The sequence below is a fragment of the Bradyrhizobium genosp. SA-4 str. CB756 genome (assembly GCF_000473125.1).
GTDB classification, from domain to species: domain Bacteria; phylum Pseudomonadota; class Alphaproteobacteria; order Rhizobiales; family Xanthobacteraceae; genus Bradyrhizobium; species Bradyrhizobium arachidis.
Genome location: NZ_KI421499.1, coordinates 1,199,751 through 1,225,772, shown reverse-complemented (window position 1 = coordinate 1,225,772; position 26,022 = coordinate 1,199,751). Strand labels below are relative to the sequence as shown.

Annotated in this window: 25 protein-coding genes; 3 read left to right on the top strand and 22 right to left on the bottom strand. The window is 61.8% G+C overall.

Annotated elements, in window-relative coordinates; genetic code table 11:
* Positions 1-22: 22 nt before the first annotated feature.
* From BRAGE_RS0105940 to BRAGE_RS0105905, 8 genes are all read right to left on the bottom strand, one after another.
* Positions 23-1,513 (bottom strand): hypothetical protein, encoded by a 1,491-nt coding sequence (locus BRAGE_RS0105940; RefSeq protein ID WP_141263408.1) that lies wholly within the window; start codon positions 1,511-1,513, stop codon positions 23-25.
* Between the two features lie 188 nt (positions 1,514-1,701).
* Positions 1,702-2,400, bottom strand: coding sequence for a cytidylyltransferase domain-containing protein (locus tag BRAGE_RS0105935; protein WP_027564711.1), 699 nt, complete (start codon positions 2,398-2,400; stop codon positions 1,702-1,704).
* 37 nt (positions 2,401-2,437) lie between these two features.
* Positions 2,438-3,595 carry a UDP-N-acetylglucosamine 2-epimerase gene (gene neuC, locus BRAGE_RS0105930; RefSeq protein ID WP_027564712.1) on the bottom strand — a complete coding sequence of 386 codons (1,158 nt, stop codon included), beginning with the start codon at positions 3,593-3,595 and terminating at the stop codon, positions 2,438-2,440.
* On the bottom strand, positions 3,592-4,596 hold the full coding sequence (locus tag BRAGE_RS0105925) for an N-acetylneuraminate synthase family protein (RefSeq protein WP_027564713.1): 1,005 nt from the start codon (positions 4,594-4,596) through the stop codon (positions 3,592-3,594). The genes neuC and BRAGE_RS0105925 overlap by 4 nt, the downstream gene beginning before the upstream one ends.
* A gap of 165 nt (positions 4,597-4,761) precedes the next feature.
* Positions 4,762-5,583 (bottom strand): hypothetical protein, encoded by an 822-nt coding sequence (locus BRAGE_RS0105920; RefSeq protein ID WP_027564714.1) that lies wholly within the window; start codon positions 5,581-5,583, stop codon positions 4,762-4,764.
* Positions 5,580-7,061, bottom strand: a complete 1,482-nt coding sequence (locus BRAGE_RS0105915; protein ID WP_027564715.1) for a lipopolysaccharide biosynthesis protein — start codon at positions 7,059-7,061, stop codon at positions 5,580-5,582. The genes BRAGE_RS0105920 and BRAGE_RS0105915 overlap by 4 nt, the downstream gene beginning before the upstream one ends.
* Positions 7,058-7,852 carry a TylF/MycF/NovP-related O-methyltransferase gene (locus BRAGE_RS51560; protein ID WP_084335073.1) on the bottom strand — a complete coding sequence of 265 codons (795 nt, stop codon included), beginning with the start codon at positions 7,850-7,852 and terminating at the stop codon, positions 7,058-7,060. Before BRAGE_RS51560 ends, BRAGE_RS0105915 begins: the two co-directional genes overlap by 4 nt.
* A 24-nt stretch (positions 7,853-7,876) precedes the next feature.
* Positions 7,877-8,887 carry an STELLO glycosyltransferase family protein gene (locus BRAGE_RS0105905; protein ID WP_027564717.1) on the bottom strand — a complete coding sequence of 337 codons (1,011 nt, stop codon included), beginning with the start codon at positions 8,885-8,887 and terminating at the stop codon, positions 7,877-7,879.
* Between the two features lie 160 nt (positions 8,888-9,047).
* Between BRAGE_RS0105905 and BRAGE_RS0105900 the strand changes: the two genes are divergently transcribed.
* Complete coding sequence (locus BRAGE_RS0105900; protein ID WP_035729433.1) at positions 9,048-10,271, top strand: glycosyltransferase; 1,224 nt, start codon at positions 9,048-9,050, stop codon at positions 10,269-10,271.
* On the opposite strand, the gene BRAGE_RS47875 is transcribed toward BRAGE_RS0105900, so the two are convergent.
* Positions 10,268-11,287, bottom strand: a complete 1,020-nt coding sequence (locus BRAGE_RS47875) for a GDP-L-fucose synthase family protein (RefSeq protein ID WP_027564719.1) — start codon at positions 11,285-11,287, stop codon at positions 10,268-10,270. The two genes, BRAGE_RS0105900 and BRAGE_RS47875, sit on opposite strands and share 4 nt — an antisense overlap.
* A gap of 281 nt (positions 11,288-11,568) precedes the next feature.
* The gene (locus BRAGE_RS54250) at positions 11,569-13,848 is read right to left on the bottom strand and encodes an FG-GAP-like repeat-containing protein (protein WP_430642272.1); all 2,280 of its coding nucleotides are present in this window, start codon (positions 13,846-13,848) and stop codon (positions 11,569-11,571) included.
* A gap of 345 nt (positions 13,849-14,193) precedes the next feature.
* On the opposite strand from BRAGE_RS54250, the gene BRAGE_RS0105885 reads away from it, so the two are divergent.
* Positions 14,194-14,406: a hypothetical protein gene (locus BRAGE_RS0105885; RefSeq protein WP_347336547.1), complete on the top strand. Its 213-nt coding sequence runs from the start codon at positions 14,194-14,196 to the stop codon at positions 14,404-14,406.
* A gap of 129 nt (positions 14,407-14,535) precedes the next feature.
* Positions 14,536-15,729 carry a CaiB/BaiF CoA transferase family protein gene (locus BRAGE_RS0105880; RefSeq protein WP_027564721.1) on the top strand — a complete coding sequence of 398 codons (1,194 nt, stop codon included), beginning with the start codon at positions 14,536-14,538 and terminating at the stop codon, positions 15,727-15,729.
* A 106-nt stretch (positions 15,730-15,835) separates the two neighbouring features.
* Here BRAGE_RS0105880 and BRAGE_RS0105875 read toward each other — a convergent pair whose 3' ends face one another.
* The 12 genes from BRAGE_RS0105875 to BRAGE_RS0105820 all read right to left on the bottom strand — a co-directional run bounded on the left by BRAGE_RS0105875 (position 15,836) and on the right by BRAGE_RS0105820 (position 26,020).
* Positions 15,836-17,347, bottom strand: coding sequence for a tripartite tricarboxylate transporter permease (locus BRAGE_RS0105875; protein ID WP_027564722.1), 1,512 nt, complete (start codon positions 17,345-17,347; stop codon positions 15,836-15,838).
* 11 nt (positions 17,348-17,358) lie between these two features.
* Positions 17,359-17,901 carry a tripartite tricarboxylate transporter TctB family protein gene (locus BRAGE_RS0105870; RefSeq protein WP_027564723.1) on the bottom strand — a complete coding sequence of 181 codons (543 nt, stop codon included), beginning with the start codon at positions 17,899-17,901 and terminating at the stop codon, positions 17,359-17,361.
* A gap of 153 nt (positions 17,902-18,054) precedes the next feature.
* Positions 18,055-19,029 carry a Bug family tripartite tricarboxylate transporter substrate binding protein gene (locus BRAGE_RS0105865; protein WP_035729431.1) on the bottom strand — a complete coding sequence of 325 codons (975 nt, stop codon included), beginning with the start codon at positions 19,027-19,029 and terminating at the stop codon, positions 18,055-18,057.
* 514 nt (positions 19,030-19,543) lie between these two features.
* On the bottom strand, positions 19,544-20,137 hold the full coding sequence (locus BRAGE_RS47865; protein ID WP_231164086.1) for a hypothetical protein: 594 nt from the start codon (positions 20,135-20,137) through the stop codon (positions 19,544-19,546).
* A 109-nt stretch (positions 20,138-20,246) separates the two neighbouring features.
* Positions 20,247-20,828 carry a type II secretion system protein GspM gene (gene gspM / locus BRAGE_RS0105855; protein ID WP_027564725.1) on the bottom strand — a complete coding sequence of 194 codons (582 nt, stop codon included), beginning with the start codon at positions 20,826-20,828 and terminating at the stop codon, positions 20,247-20,249.
* The gene (locus BRAGE_RS0105850) at positions 20,825-21,862 is read right to left on the bottom strand and encodes a PilN domain-containing protein (protein ID WP_027564726.1); all 1,038 of its coding nucleotides are present in this window, start codon (positions 21,860-21,862) and stop codon (positions 20,825-20,827) included. The genes gspM and BRAGE_RS0105850 overlap by 4 nt, the downstream gene beginning before the upstream one ends.
* A gap of 1 nt (position 21,863) precedes the next feature.
* Entirely contained in the window at positions 21,864-22,778 is a 915-nt protein-coding gene (locus BRAGE_RS0105845) for a general secretion pathway protein GspK (RefSeq protein ID WP_035729430.1), read from the bottom strand.
* On the bottom strand, positions 22,775-23,479 hold the full coding sequence (locus BRAGE_RS0105840; protein WP_027564728.1) for a hypothetical protein: 705 nt from the start codon (positions 23,477-23,479) through the stop codon (positions 22,775-22,777). Before BRAGE_RS0105840 ends, BRAGE_RS0105845 begins: the two co-directional genes overlap by 4 nt.
* On the bottom strand, positions 23,476-23,874 hold the full coding sequence (locus BRAGE_RS0105835) for a type IV pilus modification PilV family protein (RefSeq protein ID WP_027564729.1): 399 nt from the start codon (positions 23,872-23,874) through the stop codon (positions 23,476-23,478). Before BRAGE_RS0105835 ends, BRAGE_RS0105840 begins: the two co-directional genes overlap by 4 nt.
* A complete protein-coding gene (locus BRAGE_RS0105830; protein ID WP_027564730.1) occupies positions 23,852-24,346 on the bottom strand; it encodes a prepilin-type N-terminal cleavage/methylation domain-containing protein in 495 nt (164 codons plus the stop codon). Before BRAGE_RS0105830 ends, BRAGE_RS0105835 begins: the two co-directional genes overlap by 23 nt.
* On the bottom strand, positions 24,309-24,764 hold the full coding sequence (gspG, locus tag BRAGE_RS0105825; RefSeq protein WP_027564731.1) for a type II secretion system major pseudopilin GspG: 456 nt from the start codon (positions 24,762-24,764) through the stop codon (positions 24,309-24,311). Before gspG ends, BRAGE_RS0105830 begins: the two co-directional genes overlap by 38 nt.
* A 44-nt stretch (positions 24,765-24,808) precedes the next feature.
* The gene (locus BRAGE_RS0105820; protein WP_027564732.1) at positions 24,809-26,020 is read right to left on the bottom strand and encodes a type II secretion system F family protein; all 1,212 of its coding nucleotides are present in this window, start codon (positions 26,018-26,020) and stop codon (positions 24,809-24,811) included.
* Between the last annotated feature and the right edge of the window lie 2 nt (positions 26,021-26,022).

The window sequence follows — 26,022 nt, the reverse complement described above, 5'->3', positions numbered from 1 at the left end:
CGTGCACACTAGCTCCGTGAGGTTAAACGGCGCCGCTCTGAGGGGCTAAATAGTCAATCTCCTCAGATCGCTCAGCCCAGCGCGCGAATTCGTCAAGATCGCGGTTGCGTCGGATATCTGCATCGCTCGTGACGACAGGCACCAGATTCTGAAACAGCGGGTCGCGAATATCCGGCCCGATCTCCGTCTTGAAGCTCTTATAGACCCAAGGACGCCTGACGAACAGCGCGTGAGCGTGGACTCGCGCAAGGTGAACCTTCGCAGGATCGAGCCGCGGCACGCTTTCAAGCCTGCCGAGTGCATCCAGATAGCTCTCGCGAGATGAATGATCCTCAGTGAAACCGAAGCCCGAATAGCGCCCTGTTCCCGCGGTCATGACCGGCACGCCAAAACAAGGCAGCTCGTATCCGATGCTGCCACGGACTGTAATCCCGACATCCGCCATTCGGAACAATGAAAGTGTACTGAAGCGCGTATCGGCCGGAAGCAACTTCACGTGAGACGGCAGCTCGCCAACACTCTCGCGGATGATGCGCAGCTCTCCATATTCACCCGAGGCTCCCGAGAGTTTTCGCTTCCATATGTTGGCAGGGTGCAACTTGATGAGCCAGTTGATCCGAGGATTGGCAGCCGCAGCCTTCACGGTCTGAGCAAACCAGTCGCCATAATTCTCGAAGATGTCTTTGCCGTAGAACAGATTCGCGTCCCACAGCACATGGGAGAACAGCACCGCCACGGGCTTATGATCAAGGCCCAGATCTTGCCGGATTTCGGCACTCGCTACGTCGACCGTACCCGGCTGGTTGCGTGCCTGTACCTTCCACACGCCCCCATAGCGCTTCCTGAATTCGTCGTCGAGTTCCGCCTCCTGCTCAGCGCCCCACGGCTCCTTCAGGAGCCGCTCAAGGGTCTCTCGCGTGACCGAGTTTGGATGGATGCGACGGGTTTCCCGCGTGAGCTTCTTATGAACCAGCGCATCTTCGCGTGAAGGCTGAGTAAAGTGAATCGTCGGAATGCCCCTGTTGATCGCGACGTCAACGAACGGCCCCAGCGTATGGTAATTTGGCTCATTGACGAGGATCAGCGAGGGCTTGAGTTCGGCCAAACATTTCTCGGCAGCGTGCACAAATCCAACGGATTCCTTCAGCTGCTCGATGATGGCGTCGCGAATTTCAGGCTTCCGCGGATCTGGCGCACCATCGAAACCACGCCGCGATACCGACGAGAGCAACTGCGGTCCTATCCATGCGTCCCTGTACCGCCATTCCATGACCGCTTGGAAATCCATCGACTTGTCGCTGCGGCGTTGGGCCTCCGCAATCGCTGCTGCCCGCGCGCCCTTGATGTTGACCAAATTCTCAAACGCAAGAAAATCGACGACACCGAAAGCTTCATACAGGCGTTTCGCATGAGTGTAGATGTTGGACGTGAGAACCTTGACGCGCCAGCCCCTTCTGCGAAGCCCCAGCGCCTGCATGCACTCCAATTTTGCCGTGTAGGTGTTGTTCGTCATGCTTAGGATCAACACCGTTGGCCCGCCGGGCTGAGGTGCTGGCAGTTCACGCGTAAAGGCCATATTGACAAACGTACGTTCGACCTCGCCACGTAGCCGCCGATGGTCCGCAGCGCTCGCCATCCGTTCCCTAAGATCGGCGAGCCCTCCGGCAAATGGACTACGGCGTAGATATCGCACGATTGCATTCATCGAGCGTAGCCCGTCCGCAACAGATGATCAGCGAGCCGAAGCTCTTCTGGCGTGTCGATATCGAGAGAGGACAACTCGTCCATTTCGTAGCCGACGACGGACTCTCCATAGAGCAATCCTGCGTCAAGCACTGAACTACGGACGATCAGCACGGCTGGCCCGTTCCGAGCATAGAGACGCTCCTTCTCTTGCCGCGTAGTCCTTCCGATGCCTCCACCGAAATAGGGGGATAGTAGCCCATCCTTCTCCCGCATCTGTCCTTCGGGAACGAAGCGATGCGGCACGTTCACCACGCTCACCAGCGTATGCGCCTGGGTCTCGCGGAATTTTGCGACGCTCTCGCGCACATGGTGCGCACGGCGAAACGGCGATGTAGGCTGCAACAGCACAATAGCCTCGATCGCCTCTCCCGCCCGACGCATTTCGATAAGACAATGCTGCATAACACCAAGCATCAATGCGGCGTCTCCCGCGAGGTCCGCAGGCCTGAGAAAAGGCACGTCGAGCCCTAGCGCCCGCCCCGCCTCGGCGATCTCGCTGTCATCCGTCGAGAGTACCACGCGATCAATGAGGCCCGAGTGCAGCGCGGCCTCTGCAGTCCAATCCAGCAAGGAGCGCCCCCCGCAGAGCGCAAGATTCTTGCGAGGAATGCCCTTTGAACCACCACGGGCGGGTATGAGGGCCACAAGGCTCATTCGGCATCAGCCTCGCCGTTGCCAAGCCGTTTCACGCTCAATACGTGATGCATTTCTGGATTTCCACCTTCTCGACAGCCAGAACGCTGGCGATCCTGGGGCCAGCCGTTCCATCACCGTAGATAGGATTCATCGCGTACCGGCCGTGCTCAAGCTGCTTCGCGATGGCATTTGAGATCTTCTTCTTGTCATAACCGACTTCGATGACGTTATCGCCTCGGTCACGCATGTTCTGGCGGGAGCCGATGTTCACGACCGGGGTACCGATGTAGGCTCCCTCTCTTATCCCACTGCTCGAATTTCCGATGAGACAGGCTGTCGAGTGCATGAGGTTGACGTAAACGTCGATGGGCAGGTTCTTGAAGAAGTGCATACGATCGTCGAGCTTCCGCTCGCGCCACTTTCGGATGCCGCGCGAGATATCGTCCGAGCCTGCGTCTGCATTTGGCCACAGCACGACCGCCGCGAGGCCCTGCTCGCGTACCGCCTCCAAAGTCATCGTGATCTGCGCCTCGCCGTCACCATATTCCGTCGTGACAGGATGCTGGGAAACGAGTGCAAACGGCTCGTTGATCGAGAAGCGCTGCCCGACACCATCATCAAACAGATGATCGAAAATATTCTCGATCGGATTTTTCAGAATGTCGGCTACCAGGTCGATGCGCGGACAGCCAACCATGTGGACGTGTTCCGGTCGCTCGCCAAGCTTGACAATGCGCTCCCGTGCCCCCTCGCTCGCTGGAAAGTGGATATGCGCGAATTTCGTCACTGCATGACGGATGCTTTCGTCAATGGTGCCACTCACCTCGCCACCCATGGTGTGAGCCACGGGTATGTTCATGTATGCAGCGGCCAGCGTCGTCGCCATCGTCTCGAAGCGGTCCCCGACGGTTAGTACCACATCGGGAGCGAGTTGTTCGAACAAGGTTGGCAGTTCCAGCAGACCGAGCCCCGTAGACTTGGCCATAGTCGAAGGCGTCTCCCCTTCGATCAGCATGGTCACACGGGCATGCGGGGTAAAACCATCCTTCTCGATCAAATTGACGACGGAACCATAGCGATCGAGCACAGCAGATGCAGCCACGATCAATTGCAACTCGAGAGCTGGATGCAGCTTGATGGCACGCATCGCCGATTTGATTGAACTATAGTTCGCGCGGGAGCCGACAACTACGCAGATCTTCTTCTTGCTCACGCAAAATCCTCCTCGCCGAACTTGTGATCCCGCGGCAGGGACCGCGCTAAGCGCCGGCCAATAAACTCCCGGTACCGGGCGGCGGAAATTCCGTCTCCTGGCTTCTTGAACGCGAAGTGCTGTTGCTGAAGTTCGGTCCCCTCGGCGAGGTCCGCGGCGGCGACAATACTCTTCTCGAAGATCCGCTTCATCTCCAGCACAGAAGACAGATCATCCTTCTCCACCGGAGCCACCATCATGCGCCCTGCGAATTTTAGTTCGTCGCAGAGAAGCCCGAACTGATCCGGGTCCATGCTGTGCTTGGCATCGCTTCCATACATCAGCTTCGAGAAGGTGAAGTGCTTCTCGACCACGGTGGCTCCGAGTGCGACGGCGGCGATCGCAGCGGCATAGCCGAGCGTGTGATCCGAAAATCCGACAGGAACGTCATAGCGTTCGCGCATTTTCAGCATGACATTAAGGCCGACCTGCTCTGGTGGACACGGGTAGACCGACGTGCATTGAAGCAAGGTCAGCGCGCAGGACGAACGAAGTGCCGCAACCGCGGCGTCCAATTCGTGCCAGTTGCTCATACCGGATGAGAGCAATACCGGCTTCCTCGTCCGCGCAATATATTCCATCAAAGGCAAATTACTCACTTCACCAGAAGGAATTTTGTACGCACTGACACCGACGCGCTCCAGCAAGTCAACTGCTTCGAGAGAAAACGGTGAAGACAGGAAATCGACTTTTCGTTTCTTGGCCAGCTCCGCAAGACGTCCCCATTGATCAACGGAGAAACCCGTTCGCCTGAAATATTCCGCGCGCGGCTCGGCCGAAAAATACGACGGCGAAGGCGCATCCAGCAGTGTCTCGGCTTCGGCAATGTGGGTCTGAAACTTGACCGCATCCGCGCCGCAGTCGGCCGCCACTTCCAGCAGTCGACACGCATTTCCGAACGATCCATCGTGAACGGATCCGATCTCTGCGATCACATACGGTATTTGACGGCCGGCAGTCATGGCGCGAGCTTTCGAAACAAAAGACGAACACTGAAGCGGCCTCGGCATACCGAACTATTAGGCCACAATCAAGCGAGGCAAGGCGTTGAACCCGATTGAACTGCTCTTCTGGCCGGGGTGGAAGAGACTGTTCCCCGTGGGTTCGGAGATATTGCGGCCACCGGCTTAGCGTCCCAAAAGCCTGTAGGACAAACCGTAAAGCTTAGTCGTCGCGCGGTAGGCTCCAAGCGACCAGAGGGCCCTGACAACTCTTGGCTGATGGAGGCCGAACTCCCCTCGCAGAGCGCCATGAACACGCCGGCGACGTTCCGAATCGAGCGCGAGAACGCCGAGCGAGGACGCCTCCAACGACCGGGCAGCGTTGGCGCGGATTGCCACGCCAACCTCACGTTCGCGCAGCTCGCTCCAGCGAGGTCCGGGCTCAGGAAGTGCGGCTTCGTAGAAAACCTCTGCCCCCCCGAACTGTTCGAAGAACGCCCGCTCTCCGCTCCCGACCGTCAGGTTGTGAATGGCCATCAGGCGAACATTGTCGGCCAGGCCGGCGGCCATCATCGAAATGGCTGGCCACCCTTTGGGACCGTCCACTAGAAAACCAACCCGCGCTCCGCGCAGCCTATCCGACCAACGGCCGAACTCCTCGTAGGCACTGCCTTTGACAAGCTCGATTGGCAAATGCGCGAGACGCTGCCGACACGCCGCCGCGCGCACCGAATCTTGCTCCAGGTCGATCGAGACAAGCCTGCGACCATTTCGCCCGGCCCAGTCACCCAGAATTTCCGTCGAGTAACCATCCTGACGGCCGGATTCCACAACGACCGAAACGTCCTCGGTCATGCAGCGCGCCAGGAAGAATGCCATTTCGCAGGGAAAAATGGCACCTTCGACCCATCGATCTACATATCCTTCGAGCACAAGTGCTGCCGCAACCTCTGCAGCGGCTTGGAGAGCTCCCATATCGTGTTTCGCCATGAGTTTGGCCTCGTTCAAATGTTCTGAATCTTTGCTTGAGATCGGTTCTGCAAAACCCGCAGCAAATCGATGATGCGCTCTCGTTCGACAATAACTGCTGCAACGCAAGCCGCGACGCACAGAGCGATTCTCATCATCAGTGTAGGAGCCATGTATGCATTGAACAGCCAGCTCAGGATGATGGCAGCGCTGCCGCAGACGACCCGACTATCATCAAAGCCTTCAAGTCCCTGGAACGAACTCGATTTCCAGTAGATATAGGCTCGGAACAAAATCGCTTCAGCTAGAAGAACAATGACGACTCCCGCGAGTCCTCCGTTCCAGCCAACCCCTCCCACCTTACCGACGGCAAATGGCAAGGCGGCTAAGCAACAAATCGAAATCAGCGAACTTGCATTGGTGAGGCTTCTCGCCCCACCATTTGCATAGACGGTCGCATTTTGCGTTCTGCCTGAAACGTGAAGCAGCAGAAGCAATGCGAACCAGGGTACGAGTTGCGCTGCAGGGGTCAACCGGTCATGCGTCAGAATGGCAACGAACTCTTCGCCGAAACAGGAGAACGTCACGCCGAAAAGGGCAATCAGAACATGAATTGGCATCCACACCCGTTTGGTCAACGAAAATTGCCGCTGCCGATCCCGCGCCTCAGCCAGCGACGTCGACCAGACATTAACCGCAACGGCATTGGTGCCGGCGAGCAATGTCCCATAGTAGAGCCGAGCATGGCTAAGATAGCCGACCGCAGAGATATTGAGATTTGCAGCCACCACCGAATTCTCTCCGATGCTGCGTAATCCACCGGTGAGGCCCGCGGCAAGCGATGTAGGACTGTGGGATCGAAGAACCGACAACCATCGACGGCTGGGTACGTGCCATGGTTCGCCACCGAGCGCAGCCAGGGCGACCGCAACAGAACACCCTTGCCCAAAAACGGCCCCAACAAATAACGATGAGACCCCTAGGTGAAAGCCAAAGAGCGAGATCAAGGTGCCGGCAAAAGAGCCAACTGCCTGCAGAGCGATCTGGGCTGCAACCGCATTGCCCCGGCCAGCAACGGCAAAAACATTGGTCGAGAGGATCGTCGCAGACTTAAGCGGAACGAGGAGAGCCGTCAGAACAAGAGTTGCGCGCGGGGCCTCTTCGGCAACAGACATAATCTTTTGCAGCCACGGCCAAGCGGCCACGAACAAGACGGCGAGCCCCGAGCTAATCAGGAGAGAGACTAAAAAGAAACTCGAGAGCATCCGTCGGCGTTCGGGTATCGAAGCAACAGAATAGTTTGCCGGAAGGGCAAGAGAACCACCTGCATCGCCAAAAGCGCTAGCTAGTGCGGCCCACGACATCATCAGCGCAAAATAGCCGAAATCAGCCGCAGTCAACACCACGGTGGTTAACGGCAAAATGGCGACAGACACGAGGGCCTGAAAGACCGTCGCGCTTACAAAGAGTAGAACGCGCCCCGCGAAACGGCCGCGAAGCGCTGCCAGCCAACTCACGCGGGCGAACTCCCGTTGCCCTTGACCGACGTGCCGACACAGACAAAGGACATCTGCATCCCCGTCTGGACGAAGGGTTCAAACCGAAGGTGCGGATGAGCTTCGCAGAATTCGCGCCAGGCCAATCGTTCACCACGATCAGGGGCGGCCCAGAAACAATTCCAATCGTCGAACACGATGATCGTGCCAACCTGCAGGAAATCAATGATGAACGAAAGGATGGGGACGGTCGATGCGTAAAGATCGCAATCGATATAGACGACAGCGGCTTTGGCCGGAAGAAGCTCACGAGCCAGATCTGACGTCAGACTGGCGTCGTAGAACCCCTTCACCGTCCGCAATCGATCCGCTGGCATGCCATGACGTCGACATATCCGCTTGAAGTCGTCCTCACCCGTCTTCAACTTGCCCTGTTCCCAAGCGTCCTGACGATCGATTTCCGATATCGCCGGCAATCCTTCGAACGAGTCGAAGGCCACATACCGCCAGTCGAACAGATGATGAAAGCTGTCATACGCCAGCCTCATGGTGTTTGCGCCGAAGCAGCCAAACTCCATGTAGTAACCTTTGATCGGCCGGTTGACGTTCGCGAACCGAGCCATGCAAAGGAACAGATATCTACGCTCGCTGGCGATGTGGCGCAAGTAGTGGAAGCGGACCCATCGCGCGCGACTTGAGAAGAGCGGTCCCTGCAGGACTGCGAATATTCGCCGCGCGAGCCGCTTAGTGCCGTTCGGCAGCCCCTCATAGGTCGGCAGCAAAGAAGCACGTAAGCGATCCTGCCAGTTCATTGTCTCACGTACCCTTGCCAGCGCCTATCTATGACTGAGAATTCGATCCAAATCAGACGTCCATGCATCCAGCAAGGGAAGTTCGGCAGCCCCAACCAGTTCGCATTCGACCAGGGCCTGATAACAACGACGCACATCCTGGCTGATATGATCGGGCCCGCCTTTAATCGGCAGGTCCTCGAGCATCAGTCGAATGCGATGGTTGTTCAGATAGCCCGGAATCTCGTCCTCGAAGTCCTTCATCAGATCATGTTCATTGCGATCCTGCCAAACAGTCGGCCCATGGAAGAGGATGTGCCAACCGCTTGCCCATGCGATGCGCTGAGCAATTAGGCTGCGCCAGATATCCGTCACCCGGAAGTTGCAATAGGATGGAAGATACATGAGTGGAAAGGCACTTGGCCACCAGCTCGTATTTTGGCTGTTGAACGGAACCCACGCGCCGGGCCCGAATGCGACGATCCGATCGGTCCTGAAGTTGTGAGGCAACGGCAGCACCAGCCGGTAAAGCGCGTCGACGTCGGGGTCTCCGTCGGCAAGCCCCTGCTGAATCGGACAATCTACCTCCGCAGACTCTAACGTCGCGAAGTCCGGAATAGGTTTCAGAACGTGATCCAGAGGCAGCCCACGCGGCCAGATATTTCCGTCGGAAAAGAACCGATAGGCATTGACCCATCCATGTCCCGACAGAACCGGAGCGGTCAGTCTGCGGCTCCGGCGCTCGAAGAACTGCGGCCGCGCGAAATTGTCATCATCCGTCTCGATGACGACCTGCGCACCGTTTGCGATCGCAGCCAAGTAGCCAATGTTCTTACGCGCGTAGTTCTTCACCGGCGCAAGATTTGCGTATGCAAAGCCCGAATGCGCCTGATCCGCAATCCCAAGGAAGCGGCATCCTTCAATCGAGAAGTCCGCTGGACTTTTGGTGTCGCCAACGACGAAAAAGTCGAAGCCAGAACGAAGAGCATCCGCCGCAATAGTCTTCATGACATTATTGGGAGGATTGATTGAAGTAATAATAATCGCTTGATTCATTTGGCTCGGACCGCGTAATTTGATACTCCTGCGCCAGCTACCTGGGAGCGCAGTTGGTATTTGGGCCTCCTCGCAAACAATTCCGGCATTATCAAGCAAAAAATGACCTTCGGACGAGGGATTATCGCTGCGACGCCAGCCTTTGCCGGGGAGCTATAACTTGCAGCGACGCAGGCGGATTGTTCTTTGTACCAAAGGGGTTCCGGACGAACGCGAGGGTGCTAGCCTCGTTATCATCTACAACTTCCTAAAGGGACTCCGCGCTCAATCATTCGACATTCTTCATCTCATCCTGCTCGATGAAGGTCAGAAGGATCAGGAGGCTTTCGAGGCATATCGCGAGTCTGCCTCAACAGATCACTTTGAGGTCCTCGCGGCGACCACCCGCCAGCTTGTCGTTCAGGGTCCGAGGGAACATCGGATCGATCTGTCGTCTGTCGCGAAGCTGATCGAACAGGGGCGAGAATTTGCCGCCGACCTGTTCATTGCGTTCGACATCTTGCCCGCGTGGCTTGGAGTCGAGATACCCGCCACACGAAAGCTTGCCTGGCTGGGCGACCTCAATTTCCAGACGACCTATTATCACGGTCTCTACGGCCTCCAGGAACGCCCATGGCGAATTTTCGCCTTTGCGAAATACTGGTTGGCCGCACGGAATTGGAAACACGTCTATGCACGTGTCTTGTTATCATACGATGAAGTCATCGTGTCGGCAGCGTCGTCTGAAGAACAGCTGAGCCGCCTGGGACTCAGCAATCATCAATATTGCCCCTACCCCTGGCCTGTGATCGACACTCCTGTCCCGTACTGCGCAAAGCCGGATACCCCCACTTTCATGTTCTTCGGAAATCTCGTGGGTCTCGGTTCGCGCTCGGCGCTGCATTTTATGGTCACGCAGGTCTATAGCCCGCTGGTCAAGCTCTGGGGACCTGCGGGCTTCAAGATTCTACTGGCCGGGCGGGGAAACCTGCCCGAATGGTTTGCCGAGGCGATCAAGGACAAGCCAGAATTTGTTCGCGTCGGCTTTGTCGAGAACCTTCCATCTACTCTGGCCGAATGTCACGCAGCACTCGTGCCCATCGACGTTCCGGTCGGCAACAGGACGCGCATCCTGTATGCACTCAGCCACTCGACGCTCGTCATCGCCCATGAAAATGTGGCCCTCGGAAATGTGGCGCTTGTTGACGGTCAAACCTGCGCACTTGCCGCTTCCAGCGGGGAGTTCGTGGCGCGGATGAAGCGAGCGGTCGACGACCCCCTTTGGGCGCGGCGAGTCGGGGAAGCCGGCTACCGGGTTTACAAAGATCTCTTTAGCCCCGAGAAAGCGACGGCAAAGTTCATTGCGCGGACCAACACATTGCTCGAGGCCGCGCCACTGGCCTAATTACCGCCTCCCTTTTGGGCAGCAACCTCACGGCCGCCATCGTCAGGGCTAAACCCGCGCGGAACGTGTCCAGCCGCACGGCTGTCCAGAAACCACCGATAGGTAGATTCCAATCCTTGACGTAGCGACATCTTCGATCGCCAGCCGAGCTGTGTAAGCCGCTCGGTGCTCAGCAGCCGTCGGGGCGCCCCTTCCGGCTTCGATGCGTCGAAGGTAATGCGTCCGCTGAACCCGGCAACGGCAGCAACCAGGGTCGCGAGTTCGCGGATCGAAACGTCGAGACCGCTGCCGATATTGATGATGTCGCCTGACGAGTAATTCTTGAGAAGAAAAACGAGCGCGTCGGCACACTCCTCGACATGAACAAATTCACGGCGCGCAGAGCCGCCACCCCAGACTACGACCTCGTCAAGCTTGCTGCTGACCGCATCGTCGAAGCGGCGGATAAACGCCGGAATGACGTGCGAGTTCTCGTTGTCGAAGTAGTCGCCCGGTCCGTAGAGATTTCCTGGGACCGCCGCAATGAAATCGAGGCCATATTGCTCGCGATATGCGGCGCATTGCATCATGCCGGCGATCTTTGCGACCCCGTACCACACGTTGGTCGGCTCTAGAGGCCCAGTCATCAAAGCTTCTTCGCGAATAGGCTGCTCAGCCAAGCGTGGGTACACGCAGGAAGAGCTGACGAACAACAGCTTCTTGACGCCACGAGCCGCGGCCGCCCGAATCACGTTGTCCTGGATAGCCAGGTTGTCGGACAGGAAGCTTGCGGGATACCTGCTGTTCGCCAGCACTCCGCCTACTCGGGCGGCAGCCAGCACAACAACCTCCGGCTGCATCTTGTCGAACCAGCTCTTCACGGCAGCCTGGTCACAGAGGTCCAGTTCTTCGCGCGCGACGGTTAGGATTTCGCAACCTTCGCTCGCGAGTCTACGCACGACCGCCGAGCCCAACATACCGCGATGGCCTGCCACCCAGATGCGGCGTCCCGCTAGATCAAACCTCGAATCCGGCATCGCAGCACTCGTAATCGGCCAAAAACTTGGCGCATGAAGATTGTTCCCCGGACGCTTATAGCCGCGCATCAACCTAGGGGCAACCGCCGCTTTTCCTCGGCTTCTTGCGGCCCTGAATTGGGAAATGCACTTCTCCTCGCAGAGACATTCTGCGAGGACCTCTTAAGAACGATCGTTAGCTCGTGCAGAGTCCAGCGGCCATGCAATGCCTATGCGTGCCGGGACGTTATCGCGGCACGAAACCCGGCAGGCAATCGGTACTCGGCCTGCAGGCTTACGCCTTAGAGCAGTATGAAATCGTGTAAGTGAGCCGCAGGATTGAGATGCTCGTGATCCTGCGGCAAAAGAGAACCATCTGCAGGATCCTGAGACGCGCTACTGCCGCTGCCACCGGCCGCGAGCGACTGATTGCTCGCAGTCGCCGACTGAACCGCGTCGGATGAAGCAGACGGCGAAGCCAACGAGGTAGCAGCTCCCGCAGTGGTACTCGAGATTTCGCTTGTGAGGCCTGTCGCCACGTTCTGCATCAAGATCGTCGGCCCGCTGCCGGCATGCAAGTCCAACAGTCCCGCGACCTTCCAATTGTGATCGGGGGTTCCGAGGTCCTTCCAATCAAACGCAAGCCCCTGATCGTTCACAAACCACTCGACCAGCCGGCCACTGGTCTCGTTCTGCCAAAGCAGGTCGACACGGCCATCGGCATTGAAATCGGCTGTTGCAACAACATCCCAGCCCGCTCCCATTGTCCCAAATTTTTGCCAGCCTACCGCAAAGCCATTCTTACAGAACCATTCAAGACCCTCGCCGGTATTGGTGTTCTGCCAGAGAATATCCGTTGTTCCATCCTGATTGAGGTCGACCGTTGACGCCACCTTCCAATCGGAAGTCATGACGCCGAACTTCATCCAGGACGTTGCGTAGCCGTTCTGAAGGAACCACTCAATTCCCTGGCCCGTAGCCTTGTTTCGCCAGAGCATGTCATCCGTTCGATCGCCATTGAAATCGCCGGAGGATATGAGCTGCCAGTCCGAGCCCATGACGCCGAAGTTGAATGTTGTGGTGATCTGCCCTGCCGAAAGAAGGCTCTCGCTGGCCTGGCCGGTCGATTGATTCTGCCAGAGAATATCGATGTTGCCGTCATGGTTGTAGTCCCCATGACCAATCACAACCCACCCTTGGCCAAGCGTGGTGAACTGGGCCCAGCTCGTCACCGTGCCATTGGACAGATAGGCGATCTTTCCGGTTCCGGTTGATGGCTGGAGCCAGAGAATGTCGTCGTGGCCGTCGCTGTTGAAATCTTGCTCGATGGTGGCAACCCAGCCCGCTCCCGCCGGCTGCAGATTGTCCATCAACGTGGTGCCGTCGACCGTGCCATTTCCGAATTGAAAATTCTCCACGCCAGTCACCGTGTCGGTGCCATCTGGTGAGCCGGAGCGCTGGTCAACAATGGTAAAGGTCTGCGTCGTCGAGTTGTAAGTGATGGCGTAGCTGGCTTCGCTGCCCGAATACACCGCCGTATCCGTCCCCGCGCCGCCAATGATCGTGTCGTTACCGCCGCCGCCGGTGATCGTATCGTTGCCCGAGCCGCCGTTCAGCGTGTTGGCGATCGCGTTGCCGACGATCGTGTCGTTGCCGGAGCCGCCAATGGCATTGTCGATGTAGGAGTGCGCGTCGTTGTTGTAGAGGTATGCGTTGTAGAGATTGCCTGCCGCATAGTGGCCGTTGCCGAGATAGGCAACTTGCGCGGATGAGAACAGCGACGACGCACCGGCATTGAGGTTGATGCTCAGGTTCGTCGTATAGTTCGACAGATCGTAGGTATCTACGCCGCCGCCGTCCCAGACCGTCTCGTAGATGCGGTTGGCCGAACCGCCGGCGCCACCATTGTCCGCCGGCTGGCCGACACCGTTGATGAACTCCTGGCCCGTGGTCGGGCTCCATGTGTAGACGGTGTTGCTGCTCTGCGTCGTGTAGTTCGCGCCGTACATTGTTTGCAGCGCGAGGATATCGTTGGCCATGTAGGTCTGCGGATACCCGTAGGCTTCATTCGTGTAGCCGGTCAGCGGACCGCCGACATAGCTGCGATAGCTCATGACGGTGTATTCGCTGTCGTCATGCGCGGTCGGCACCGCGACGTTGGCGGGGCCGCCCGTTTCCTGGCTGTGCTTGAGGCCGAGAGCGTGGCCGAGCTCGTGCAGCGCGGTCGTGAAGTAGTAGTTGCCGAGCCTTGCCTGCGTGTAGTCGTAGGCGGTCCCGAACCAGATGTCGCCGCCGGACGCGTAGTTGCCCGGGTAATAGGCGTAGGAGGTCGGATTGGCCGCCGGCGACTGCGCGATCATGATGTCGGCACCGTTGGTCCCAGCGTACTGGATGCTGGCGTTGGTGTAGCTGAGGATCAACCCGATCGCGTAGTTGATCGCCGCCTGCATCTGGCTGGGCGCGGAAGCAAAGCCGGAGGTGGTCGGTTCGCTGTCGCCGCCGCTGTAGGGGTTGGCATAGTCGCTGGACGAGTCGGGAAAGCTGTAGGTGATCGTGCCGGACCATTTGTAGCCCGACAGCATGCCGTCGATGTCGGCGTTGTTGGTCGCACTAACGTTAGCAGCGTTGGCCAAGGGCGTCTCCGGAGCAACACGGCGCGCACAATTCGAGGCGCCGGCGGATGATTCTAGCTACAGAGTGATACGTTTGGTTTAAATTTGGCAACACGGCCCGGCCCCCCCTTCCATAAGGCCGTGTTAGGCATCAGATCCCGTAATCCTACGGATGACGGGAGAGATGCCGGTTCCTGGCTTCGAACCAGATCTGCAAGGGAGCCCATGAGACTACGCCGATTTTCAGCCGGTCTGTTCGGCGCAATGGTGGTAGTCGCCGGGGCGCACCATCTGGCTTTCGGAGGACTACTCATCATGGCCGGGAAAGCCAAAGCGGACGACAGCAGTAAGGCGCTCCGCGCGCCAACGGTTCCACCGGCACGCGCCCCTTCCTCCGCCGTCGCCGAGGAATACGAACTCGCCCGCCGCAAGGGTACGCCGGAGGCACTCGAGCTGTTCATCGCCCGCCACGGCGATGATCCGCTGGCCGATAGGGCGCGCGCCGAACTGAACCGCCAACCGCGCTGATCCCCTCACACGTCGCAGCAAAGTCCTCAGTCACCCAATTTTGGTAGGCGGCCTCAGCGTCAGGGGCGGCTTGCAGCATGGGCTTTCGGCACTATGGTAGGCGCGCGATCTTTCCCGGAGCCCCTCAAGATGCCCTTTCCGCACGCCTCGGAAGCCCTATCACGTTTCACCGTGCTCGATCTGACCCGCGTGCGGTCAGGGCCCACCTGTGTGCGGCAGCTGGCCGATTGGGGCGCCAACGTCATCAAGATCGACGCGCTGACCGAGGATGCCAGCGGCGAGCAGCCGGGCGGACCCCGCCGGGGGTCTGACTTCCAAAATTTGCACCGCAACAAGCGGGCCATGACGCTCAACCTGAAGGACGAGCGCGGGCTGACCGTCTTCAAGCGGCTTGCTGCCAACGCCGACGTCGTGGTCGAGAATTTCCGCCCCGATGTGAAGAAGAAGCTCGGCATCGACTATGAGGCGCTGCGCGCAATCAACCCGCGCATCGTCTATGGCAGCATCTCCGGCTTCGGCCAGGACGGCCCCTATCACAAACGGCCGGGCTTCGATCAGATCGCGCAAGGCATGGGCGGGCTGATGTCGATCACCGGCGCGCCGGGCGAAGGCCCGATGCGGGTCGGCATTCCCGTTGCCGATCTCACCGCGGGCCTGTTCTGCGCGATCGGCATCCTCACCGCGCTTCTGGAACGCGACGTCTCGGGCCAAGGCCAGTGGGTGCAAACCTCGCTGCTGCAGGCGCAGATCTTCATGCTCGACTTCCAGGCCGCGCGCTGGCTGATGGAGAAGGAGGTCGCCAAGCAGGCCGGCAACAACCATCCAACCAGCATTCCGACCGGCGTGTTCAAGACCTCGGACGGCTACATCAACATCGCTACGACCGGCGGGCGGATCTGGGAGCGTTGCGCCCAGGCCGTCGGCGCGCCGGAACTCGTCACAAATCCCGATTATGCGACCGCGCCGGCCCGCTCCAGGAACCGCGACGCGCTCAACGCCGAGATCGAGAAGCGCACCGTGACCAAGTCGACCGAGACCTGGGTCAGGGAGCTCAACGAGACCGGCGTGCCCTGCGGACCGATCTACGCCATCGACCAGATGTTCGAGGACGCCCAGGTCCGCCATCTCGGGATCGCCCAGGACGTGCCGAATGACGAGGACCGCCAGATCCGTCTGGTCGGCCAGCCCGTCACGCTGTCGCGCACGCCGAGCCAGATGGTGGCGCGGCCGCCGGAATTCGGCGAGCAGACGGATGAGGTTTTGAAGGAGTTCGGATTTGGCACCGACGAAATCGCCGGGCTCAAGAAGGCCAAGGTCGTATGACCTAAAGCGATGTTGCAGCTTATAGTTAACGCTGAATAAACGGCAACAGAACGTTGATTTTTAAACATATTCGAGCTGCAACCGAGAACGCGCGAGCAATTTCGGATCATGCCTTAGCCGGGGGCTGCAACCGTCCGACGTTGCTGAATAGCTTGTCGATCACCGGCCATAACAGCAGCACGATCGCCAGCGTCGTGATCGAGCCGACCAGCCCGTTCGACCAGAACACCCTGAGGTCCCCCGCGGAGCCGATCATCGAGAGACGGAAGGCATCCTCGGCGCGGTTGCCGAGCACCAGGGCCAAGGTGAACGGCGCCAGCGGAATCCCGATCTTCTTGAAGACATAGCCGACCACGCCGAAGCCCAGCATCAGCCAGACGTCGAACATAGCGTTCTGGATCGCGTAGGCGCCGATCGCGCAAGACACCAGGATCATCGGCGCCACCGCCGCGAACGGCACGCGCAGGATCGACGCGAAGATCGGCACCGTCGTCAGCACCAGCACGAGGCCGACGACATTGCCGAGATACATCGAGGCGATCAGGCCCCAGACGAAATCCTTGTGCTCGACGAACAGCAGCGGGCCCGGATTGAGTCCCCACACCATCAGGCCGCCGAGCAGGATCGCGGCTGTACCGGAGCCGGGAATGCCGAGCGCCAGCATCGGCAGCAGCGCCGAGGTGCCGGAGGCATGCGCCGCCGTCTCCGGCGCGAACACGCCCTCGATGCGGCCCTTGCCGAAGCTCTCGGGCTCCTTGGCGAAGCGTTTTGCCAGATTGTAGCCCATGAACGACGCCGCGATCGCGCCGCCCGGGGTGATGCCGAGCCAGCAGCCGATGAAGGAGGAGCGCAGCAGCGTCACCCAGTATTTCGGCAGGTCCTTCCAGACGCCGAGCACGACCCGCAGCGAGATGCTCGCGGTATGGCCACGCAGCGCGAGGCGCTCCTCCATCGTCAGCAGGATCTCGCTGATGCCGAACAGGCCGATGACGGCGACGAGGAAGTTGATGCCGCGCAGCAGCTCGGACGAGCCGAAGGTCATGCGCAGATTGCCCGACACCGTGTCCATGCCGATGCCGGCGAGCAGGAGGCCCAGCGCCATGGAGATGACAGTCTTGTGCTTGGCTTCACGCCCGAGGCCGACGAAGGAGCAGAAGGTGAGCAGATACACCGCGAAGAACTCGGGCGGGCCGAACCTCAGCGCAAAGGACGAGATCATCGGCGCGAGGAAGGTGATCAGGAGCACCGCGACCAGCGAGCCGACGAAGGAGGACGTGAACGCCGCGGTCAACGCCTCCGCCGCCCTGCCCTGCTGCGCCATCGGATAGCCGTCGAAGGTGGTCGCGACCGACCAGGCCTCGCCGGGGATGTTGAACAGGATCGAGGTGATCGCGCCGCCGAACAGCGCGCCCCAGTAGATGCAGGACAGCATCACGATGGCCGAGGTCGGATCCATCGTGAAGGTCAGCGGCAGCAGGATGGCGACCCCGTTGGGCCCGCCGAGGCCGGGCAGCACGCCGACGAAGATGCCGAGCACGAGCCCGACCATCATCAGGACGAGCGTCTTCCACGTCAGGAGGACGGCGAAGCCGTGAAGCAGGAGACCGAGAGCTTCCATCGCGGGACCGCCTAGTGGCCGAAGGCCGCTTCGAGCGGCCCCTTCGGCATGATGACGTCGAAGGCGATGTCGAAGGTGACGAACATGATCGCCGTGAACAGGAAAGCGGTGAGCAGCGACTTCCACAGCGCGATCTTGCCGACGAGGCGCATGAAGCCCGCGATCAAGAGGAAGCTCGCGACATAGAGGCCGAGGAACTGCGTCACCACGCAGAACAGCAGCGTCGGCACGAACACCGCCATGACGCGGCGGGCCTGCGCGCGCGTCACGAAGGTCTCGGATGCCTTGCGGTGGGCGATCAGTGCCACGACCAGGCCGTAGAGGCTGCCGCCGCCGAGGATGACGGAGAGATAGAACGGAAAATAGCCGGGCTCGGGCCCGGTCGCATCCCAGGACGCGCCGGTGCGCCAATTGTCGTAGCCGAGCGTGACGGCCAGTGCGAGCAGCAGCAGGCAGACGACGATCTCGATCGTGCCGGAGGAGACGACGGAGGGCGAGTCGTCTTCAGGCGCGGTCGGATCGTCGACGACGATTTCAAGTTCGGTTTTGGACATGAGCTGCCAAGTCAAGTTGCGCTGTCATCATCCGCCTAATGCGCAATTGCGCACAGGGCGGATGATCCAGTACGCCGTGCAGAAGCCGTCTTTCGCGATTTCTGTGCAATACTGGATGCCCCGCCTTCGCGGGGCATGACATGGAGTGTGTGACTACTTCGCGACGAAACCGGCCTCCGTCATCAGCGACTTGTTCTGGGCATCGTCCTCTTCGAGGAATTGCACCATGTCCTTGCCGGTGAGGAAGATCGGCTTCAACGCCTGCTTCTCCATATAGTCCTTGTATTCCGCGGTTTGCGTCACCTTGTGGAACAGCTCGACATAGAATGCCTGCTGCTCGGGCGTGACCTTGCCGGGCAGGAACATCGCGCGCAGCATCAGGTACTGCACATCGACGCCCTCCTCCTTGCAGGTCGGGATATCGGCCCAGGACTGCGTGTCCGTCACCTTGCTGGTGTAGGAGATGCGCTCCTTGTCGAACACGCAGAGCGGACGCACCTGGCCCGCGCGCCAGACCTCGAGATTTTCGGAGGGATTGTTCACGTTGGCTTCGGTGTGGTTGCCGACGAGCTGGGTCGCAGCCTCGCCGCCGGACTTGTAGGGTAGATAGGAGAACTTCGCGCCGGTCTTCTGCTCCAGGAACACGGTCAGCACGTGGTCCTCACGCTTGGAGCCGGTGCCGCCCATCTTGAACGGCGAGTTCGTGGCCTTCGCAGCCGCGACGAACTCCTTCACGGTCTTGGGACCGGCGCTGTTGTCCCACAACACGAACTGGTCAAGCGCGATCACCGAGACCGGGGTCAGCTCACGCCAGTTGAACGGGATCTTCGCCGACAGCGGCAGCATGTAGATCAGCGAATAGGCGATCAGCACCTTGTTCGGATCGCCCTCGCTCGACTTCATGTACATCAGCGCTTCCGCGCCCGACGCGCCGCCCTTGAGCGAGACCACCATCGGCTGCTTCATCAGATTGTTCTTCTGGATCGCGGCCTGCATCATCCGCGCCATCTGGTCGGAGGCGCCGCCCGCGCCCGCCGCCACCACGATCTCGACCGGTTTGGTCGGTTCCCAGCCGGCAAAGGCCGGCGTGCCGCAAAGCGCGACCGCCAGCGTGATTGCAGCCTTCATTCCATGTCCCACGCGCGTCTTCCCCAGGTTTTTTGCCTATGTTCTTGTTCGGATTGGCTATTCGCGAAGTATTGCGAATTGCATTGTGCGGGCGAATACCGGCCAGTTCAAGCCGGGCCGGCACCGCACCGCTTATGACTTTGGAATGAGATGAATTGCAAGCACCTGGTCGCAATCGATCTTCCACGAGCGGTCCGCGCCACCACCAATCTGCAGTCGATGATCGCACTACTCACGATCCCATTAGGATCGCCGCTCCTTCGCTTGCTGGGAGATGCCTCGTATCGTTCCTGCCAAGCGGGTTTGGATGGCACGGCGTCGCCTAGGGATGGCAGAACTGCTGTCGATGACGCGCCGCTTCCCAAGCTGCTTGCCACCAATCATCTGCGCTTTGCTCCGGTCGCGACAGATGGCGTCTCGCTGCCGGCGAGATGGACTGCAATGCGGTCCAAGAACCCAGAGTGCCAATAGACGCGATCGGCTGACATCCGGGAACGCACGTGCAGGCGGAACGCTATTCAACGGGTGGACTTGCGGGCTCAACCTTCCGCTGCAGTGAGTACATCTCGCTGCGCTCACCCTGCTTGAACGTCACCTCGCGCGGCTGCACCGAGGTCAGCGACCAGCCGCCCAGCGTGTCGCCCTGCCGCAGGCGCACGATCGACTGGTCGGTGCGGTTGACGAGGATCGCGATCGCATCCCCCTCGCCCACCACGGCTCCGACCAGCAGCAGCGGCGGTGGCGCCTCGGCCGGCTTGGGCGGTGGCGGTGCCTGCACCTCTTCGACCGGAGAGGCGGCAACCGCGCGCGGCGGCGGCCGGCGCGAGGCCGAGAAGATCGGGCGCTCCTGCGTCGCCGTCAGCGCCGAGAACGGCACCGCCCACAGCGGATTGCCGCGGGGAACGGGTTTGCTCACAGGTTGCGCCGGGCCCGCGATCGGCCGCATCGCGCCGACATCGACGCTTTCGGCGGGGCTGCCCGCGGCATCGTCGGACAGGATATCCATGCGCGAAGAGGTCGCGGCCGGAGCCTCGGCAATACCCTGAGCCGCCAATGCGGCCGCCGCGCACAGCGCAGCCAATCCTGTCGATCTCAGCCACCCGGACATCGAAAATTCCCTTGGAAGCTCGCGGCACGCTCGTCGCAGCAAACTAGTTCCGATGCGCGTCGCCATCAACCCGCATTGAACCGGAACCCGGGCGACCGGCCAAAGCCCCCTATTTGCCCGCCTGCCATTGGCCGGAGACACCCAGGATCACCCTGACGCGGCCGGTGCCGGCCTCGTTCAGCGCAGTGGTCTGCGGCACCTGGACATCGAGCTGATCGACGTAGAGGAACGGCATGCCGGCTTCGAGATCGTAGAGCAGCTTCTGAAGCGCCGGCTGGTCCAGCTCGCAGCTCACGACGAGACCGACGAAGCCGTCCTTCACTTGCGCGCCTGTGACGTCGACCTGCGAGGACTGCACCGAGCCGCCGACATTGCCGACTGCGGCCGCAACCCGTTGCAACAGATTGGCGCCCGCGACCGTCACTGTCGGCCCTTCCAGGAACGGCGTGCCCGGATGCTCGGCCAACGCTGCCGCGGCATTCTTGGCGCCGCCCTTGCGGCCGCGCAGCTGGTCGAGCAGGTCCGAGGTTTGCGCCAGCGCCTGGCGGTGAGCGATGACGTCGGCGATCGACAGGCCCGCCATCAGCAGCAGCCCGCCGGCAACCGCCACATAGAGCGTGACCGCGATCAGCGGCGAGCTTGCGAGCGCCCGCGTGAGCGCATTTCCTCCGGCGACCTTGGCGCTGCTCATGGCACGTTCCTCGGCTCGATCTGCGCCTCGATGTGGAAGCGCTCGCCGGGATCGGACGAGCTGCGCGTGGTCGGAGCATAGAAGGTCGCGCGGGTGAAATGCTGGGACTGCTCGATCAGCGGGATCAGCGAGGGCGCATCGCGGGTGATGCCGCCGATCTGGAGCTTGTTGCCGGCCAGATGCAGCTCGGTGACATAGGTATGATCAGGCAATATCCGGCTGAGCGATTCCAGCACGATCACGCTCGCCGGCGTCTCGTATTTGCGGCGTTCCAGCTGGGCGAGCGGCGAGCGCTCGCCGCCGTCGGCGCCGCGGAGCGCGGCGCGGCGCTGCGTGATCTGCCGTTCGAGCTCGCTCTCCTGCGCGCTGAGGCTGTCAGCGAGATAGCCTGCGGCGACCGATCCGATCACCGCGACGACGGCGGCGAAGGCCAGCACCAGTTGCAGCGTCCGGCTCAGCCGGGCCGGGTCGACCGCCCCGCGCGATCTCTGCTCGAACACCTTGATGCGTCCGCCCTTGCCCGTCTGCGTCGCGACCGCGATCGCGGCCGGATGGAAGGGCGCGACTGCCTCGACATAGCTCATCGCCAGCTTGCGCGGTGCCGCGGCGATCTCGGTGGTGATGCTTTCGCTGCCATGCGCCACCGGAGCGCTGCAACCGAACACTGCGTCGCCCGCGCTCCACGGCGTCAGCCGGTCGATCTGCGCCCGCACGATGCCTTCGAGGAAATCGGCCGCGCGCGCCGGCAGCTCCAGCGGACGGAACAGGAAGCGCGCCGGCCGCAGCACGATCTCGACGCGGCTGCCGCGGACGATCTGCGCCAGGTTGGGACTTGCGAACTTGCCGTCCTCGAACGCGATCTCCTTCGAACCGTTCTCCGGCTTCGCCGTCTCCAGCGCGAACGCGCCGGTCTCGGTCTCGACCAGGCGCACCACACGCGGCGACACCATCCGCTCGAGGCCGGCAACCGCCGTGCCGGCCACGGTGCCGGTCCAGGTATCGAGAATGGCGCGGAGGGAATCGAGCGAACTCATCTCACAGAGGCTTTCCGGCAGAGCCGTCATAGGCGTTGTGCCACGACAATACACGATACGGCTCATCGCTGCCTTCGAGAAGCAGGATGACGATCTCGGCCGAGTTGCGCCGGTGCGACGGCGCCTCGGCCACGACTGTCAGCCGGTAGGCCCGCGAGCCGTCGGTCGTCGCGTTGGCGCTCCCGGCGAGGGTGACCAGGGAGCGCGGATCGACCTTGGGGTCAGTGCGGTCGCGCAGCACCTGTTGCAGCGTCTCGGGCGTCATGCCCGGCAGCGCCGCCAGCACCTGCGGCGCGGCGTCGAGCAAATTCACCGTCCGCATGTTGCTGAACACGGTGACGAAGGGCAGCACACGCTCGATGACGGCCGCCGGAATTCCGCGCACCAGCCAGAGCTCGTCACTGTGCGGAAACGGCGCATGGCGCGGCAGATAGGGCGCACCGAGCGTGCGGTAGTAGGAATCCTCCGGATTGTCCTGGCCGGCCTCCGTCGAGGTGCGCCAAGCGAGGATCCGGTCGGCATAGACGGGCGCGTCGCTGGCGGAGACGCCGAGCGCTGTCATCAGGCCCGCCAGCATCGGTTTCGGCGCCATGTTGAGATCGAGGCGCGCGGCCTCCGAGCGGAACGTCACGCTGACCTGGCCAGCGCCGACGCGGGCATTGAAGGTGCCGCTGGTCGGACGCACGGCGACGTTCTGCGTCGAGAGCCGGTAAGCCGTGAGCTCGAGCCCGGCGTTGATCAGCGCCTCGGTCTGCAACCGGTCGGCGTTGACGGCGACGGTGACGGCCGTGTTGGTGACATAGGTGAGATAGATCAGCGCGAGCGTCGCCAGCGCCGCCAGCATCCAGAGCACCGCAACGACGATGAAGCCGCGAGAATCGCGCAGCTCTCCGCAATTCTGCGCCGGACGGCTCACAATTGCTGCTCCTCTTTCTGCGCCTGTTGCGGCCCGCCGCGCGCCGCTACACAGGTCGCCGGATTCTTGGCCCGCGCGCATTCGGCCGGCGCCGTGATGTGCGGAATCACCGCGCCCGAGACCGCGAGCACCTGCCCGGTGGCGCTGTTGCGCACTGTGATGCGGATGCGATCCGGCAGTTGCGGCTGGCCGCGCCAGGTCGGCTGCCACTGGCCGTCGGGCCCTGCATAGGAGAAGCTCACGCGGAACGGCGCGCGGATCAGCACGACCTGGTCGACGAAGCGGATCTGCCCATCGGTCGGCATCGGCTGGAACGGCGCACGCTCGCGCACCAGCGCCAGCCCCTGCGAGTCCGCCTTCTCGATCAGGCGGATGAATTCGAGACCCGGCCGCGTGCTCGGGCCGATCGCGGTGCGCAGGAACGTCACCGACAATTCGGCGCCATCGAACAGCGGCACCTTGGCATCGCCGTTCACGGTGATCTGCTCGGCGACCGAGAGGTCGGCGACGATGCGGTCGAGCCCGGTCGCGAGACGCTCGGCCCGCTGCACGCGGGCGATGCCGCGATTCCAGTTCGGCAGCCATTGCGCCGTCACCGTCGCCAGCGCCGCCAGGATGAGCGTCATCAGCAGCGTCGCAAGCAACACTTCGAGCAGGGTGAAGCCCGCTTCATCGGCCAGCGCGCGGCGCAGGCGCTTCATTGTGCGGCCCTCGGTACCAGCTTCACCGTCGTGATCTGGATCGCCGCTCCGTCGGCGCGCTGGAGCCGCAGATTGACGGCCATCGGCACGAAGCGGTTGGCGGCGGGATCGTCGCCCGCCACGTTCATCGGCGCGATGTCGACGCGCCAGCGGCTACCGGCCAGCTCGCCGCTCTGCCGGCCCGGCTTGAGCAAGGCCCGCGGCGGCAGATCCGCGAGCAGCCGCTCGGCGGTGCCGGCCAGCGCCAGACGCTGGTCGATCGAACGCGTGCCCTTCGCTGTCGTGGCGATGACCGAGCCGATGGTTCCGAGCACGGCCACGATGATCGCAAGCGCCACCAGCGCCTCGATCAGGGTGAAGCCGGCGGCGCCGTCAGAGCAGCTTCTGCGGGACAATCTCGACGCCTCCGGTCAGCCAGTTGACGCGCACCTCATAACCCATGCCGGGCCTCGCCAGCGCGATCGTGCCGCCGCACGACATGCCCGACGGAAAGAAATCGATCGACTGTCCCGCCGTCCGGTTGGCACAGCGCGAGGCCAAGGTCGCCGCCACGACCACGTCGCGGGGCAGACGGATGATTTGCCCGGTGACGCCGGAACGGATCGCACGCGCCTCTGCATCCACCGTGGTCGTCACTCTGGTCTGCCGGCGCAGCGCCGCGTTGCGGTCGGCCTTCAGCAGCGCCGCGGTCTCAACCGCATAGCTCTCCAGCTTGGCGCGCGTCGTCGTGCGCGGGACCGCCGGCAGGATGATTGCCGCGAGCAAGCCGATGATGGCGAGCACGCACAGGATCTCGATCAGCGCAAAGCCGCGCGCCTCAGCGAGGCCCTCAGCGCGCGCCGCTGACAATGTCGGCTGCCGTACCACTGCCGCCTTCCTGGCCGTCCGATCCGAGCGAGATGATCTCGTAAGGCGCGCTCGCGCCCGGCGAGCGATAGACGTAGATGTGGCCCCATGGATCGTTCGGCACCATGCCGCCGCGCAAATAGGGGCCGTTCCAGCCCGCCTGGTTGTTGCTGCGGGTCAGCGCGGTGAGGCCCTCGTTCGACGTCGGATAGCGGCCGAGATCGAGGTAATAGAGATCGAGCGCACTGGAAAAGCTCTCGATCTGGATCTTCGCCGCCTTCGCCTTGGACTCGCTGAGATAGTTCAGCACCCGCGGGCCGACCAGCGCCATGATCATCCCGATGATGGTGATGACGACCAGCATCTCGACGAGCGTGAAGCCGGCTTCGCCTCGGCCTGCGCGCCGCCGGCTGCGCCTTGACGATGGATGTTTGGTCACTTCAAGTCTCTCCCCTTACCTGCCCGTTACTCGCGTAGCCTGGCCTAACCGACAATCTGGCTCACCGACATCAGCGCCGTCATAACCGAGGTGATGAGGCCGCCGACCACCAGCGAGATCGCGATGATCGCCGCCGGCCCCGCGATGCCGACCGCACGGTCGAGCGTTCGCTGCAACTTCGTTTCGTAGAATTCTGCGACGCGCCCCGAGAGCATCGGCAATTGACCGGTCTCGTCGCCGAGCCGGAGCATGCGCACCGCCATCGCTGGCAGCGCCTCGGTCTCGGCCAGCGCGTCGGAGAGCTTGGAGCCATGGCGAACGCGATCGGCGGCATCGCTCCAGACCGTGGACGGTCCGGTCGTCGCCATCATGTCGATCAGGATACGCAGCGTGGTGGTGAGATTGACGCCGCTGCCGAGCAGCAGGCCGAGATTGCGGCAGAACAGCGCCGTCCGGTACGCACTCATCACGTTGCGGATCGCCGGCAGACGAACGATCGCGTTGGTGATGCCGCGGCGGACGCGCTGCTGCCGCAGCAACAGCCATGCCGCTGCGATCGTGGCGGCAAGGCCGGCCAGCATCGTGTCGGAATTGCTGCGCAGGAAGGTCGAGATGTTGAGGAAGACGCCGACCACTGGATCGACCTTGGCACCGAAATCCTGCAAGACGCTGGCGAACTGGGGCAGCACGAAGCTGAGGAAGAACAGCAGCACGCAGCCGGCCGCGCCGAGCACGAATATCGGATAGCGGATCGCATCCGACAGCCGGCGCCTCAAGGCCTCGCCACGCGCGCGCTCGCCGGCCAGCACCTCCAGCACCTGATCGAGGGATCCCGAGGCTTCGCCAACCCGGACCAGCGCGATATACATCGGCGGAAACAGCCCCTCGTGCCGCGCCAGCGCCTCGGCAAAGCTCTCGCCCGAGACGACACGTGAACGGATGTCGGCCACCACCGCGCGCAGCCGGCCGAAATCGGGATCTGCCGCGAGCAGCTCCAATCCGTCATTGATGCGGGCGCCGGCACGCAGCAGCAGCGCAAGGTCGCGGGTGAAGATGGTGACGTCTTCCGGCTTCGGCTTGTTGAACAGGCTGAAGACGCCGGCAGCCGCGCCGCCCTCCTCCGGCGTGACGTTGTCGACCAGCACGAGGCCAAGCCGCTCGATCCGCGGCCCGACGTCGCCCGGCGCGGGCGCGGCAATGGCGCCGGAGATCAGTTCGCCGTTGGCATTGAGCGCGCGGTAGCGATAGTTCGGCATGG

Coding starts and splice junctions, on each gene's coding strand:
- BRAGE_RS0105840 (WP_027564728.1), bottom strand. CDS start 23,479: ATGAAGCGCCTGCGCCGCGCGCTGGCCGATGAAGCGGGCTTCACCCTG.
- BRAGE_RS54250 (WP_430642272.1), bottom strand. CDS start 13,848: ATGCTGTCGGGCTACAAATGGTCCGGCACGATCACCTACAGCTTTCCC.
- BRAGE_RS0105820 (WP_027564732.1), bottom strand. CDS start 26,020: ATGCCGAACTATCGCTACCGCGCGCTCAATGCCAACGGCGAACTGATC.
- BRAGE_RS0105875 (WP_027564722.1), bottom strand. CDS start 17,347: ATGGAAGCTCTCGGTCTCCTGCTTCACGGCTTCGCCGTCCTCCTGACG.
- BRAGE_RS47865 (WP_231164086.1), bottom strand. CDS start 20,137: ATGTCCGGGTGGCTGAGATCGACAGGATTGGCTGCGCTGTGCGCGGCG.
- BRAGE_RS0105865 (WP_035729431.1), bottom strand. CDS start 19,029: ATGAAGGCTGCAATCACGCTGGCGGTCGCGCTTTGCGGCACGCCGGCC.
- BRAGE_RS0105870 (WP_027564723.1), bottom strand. CDS start 17,901: ATGTCCAAAACCGAACTTGAAATCGTCGTCGACGATCCGACCGCGCCT.
- BRAGE_RS0105905 (WP_027564717.1), bottom strand. CDS start 8,887: ATGAATCAAGCGATTATTATTACTTCAATCAATCCTCCCAATAATGTC.
- BRAGE_RS51560 (WP_084335073.1), bottom strand. CDS start 7,852: ATGAACTGGCAGGATCGCTTACGTGCTTCTTTGCTGCCGACCTATGAG.
- BRAGE_RS0105940 (WP_141263408.1), bottom strand. CDS start 1,513: ATGACGAACAACACCTACACGGCAAAATTGGAGTGCATGCAGGCGCTG.
- BRAGE_RS47875 (WP_027564719.1), bottom strand. CDS start 11,287: ATGCCGGATTCGAGGTTTGATCTAGCGGGACGCCGCATCTGGGTGGCA.
- BRAGE_RS0105880 (WP_027564721.1), top strand. CDS start 14,536: ATGCCCTTTCCGCACGCCTCGGAAGCCCTATCACGTTTCACCGTGCTC.
- BRAGE_RS0105850 (WP_027564726.1), bottom strand. CDS start 21,862: ATGAGTTCGCTCGATTCCCTCCGCGCCATTCTCGATACCTGGACCGGC.
- BRAGE_RS0105935 (WP_027564711.1), bottom strand. CDS start 2,400: ATGAGCCTTGTGGCCCTCATACCCGCCCGTGGTGGTTCAAAGGGCATT.
- gspM (WP_027564725.1), bottom strand. CDS start 20,828: ATGAGCAGCGCCAAGGTCGCCGGAGGAAATGCGCTCACGCGGGCGCTC.
- BRAGE_RS0105925 (WP_027564713.1), bottom strand. CDS start 4,596: ATGACTGCCGGCCGTCAAATACCGTATGTGATCGCAGAGATCGGATCC.
- BRAGE_RS0105885 (WP_347336547.1), top strand. CDS start 14,194: ATGGCCGGGAAAGCCAAAGCGGACGACAGCAGTAAGGCGCTCCGCGCG.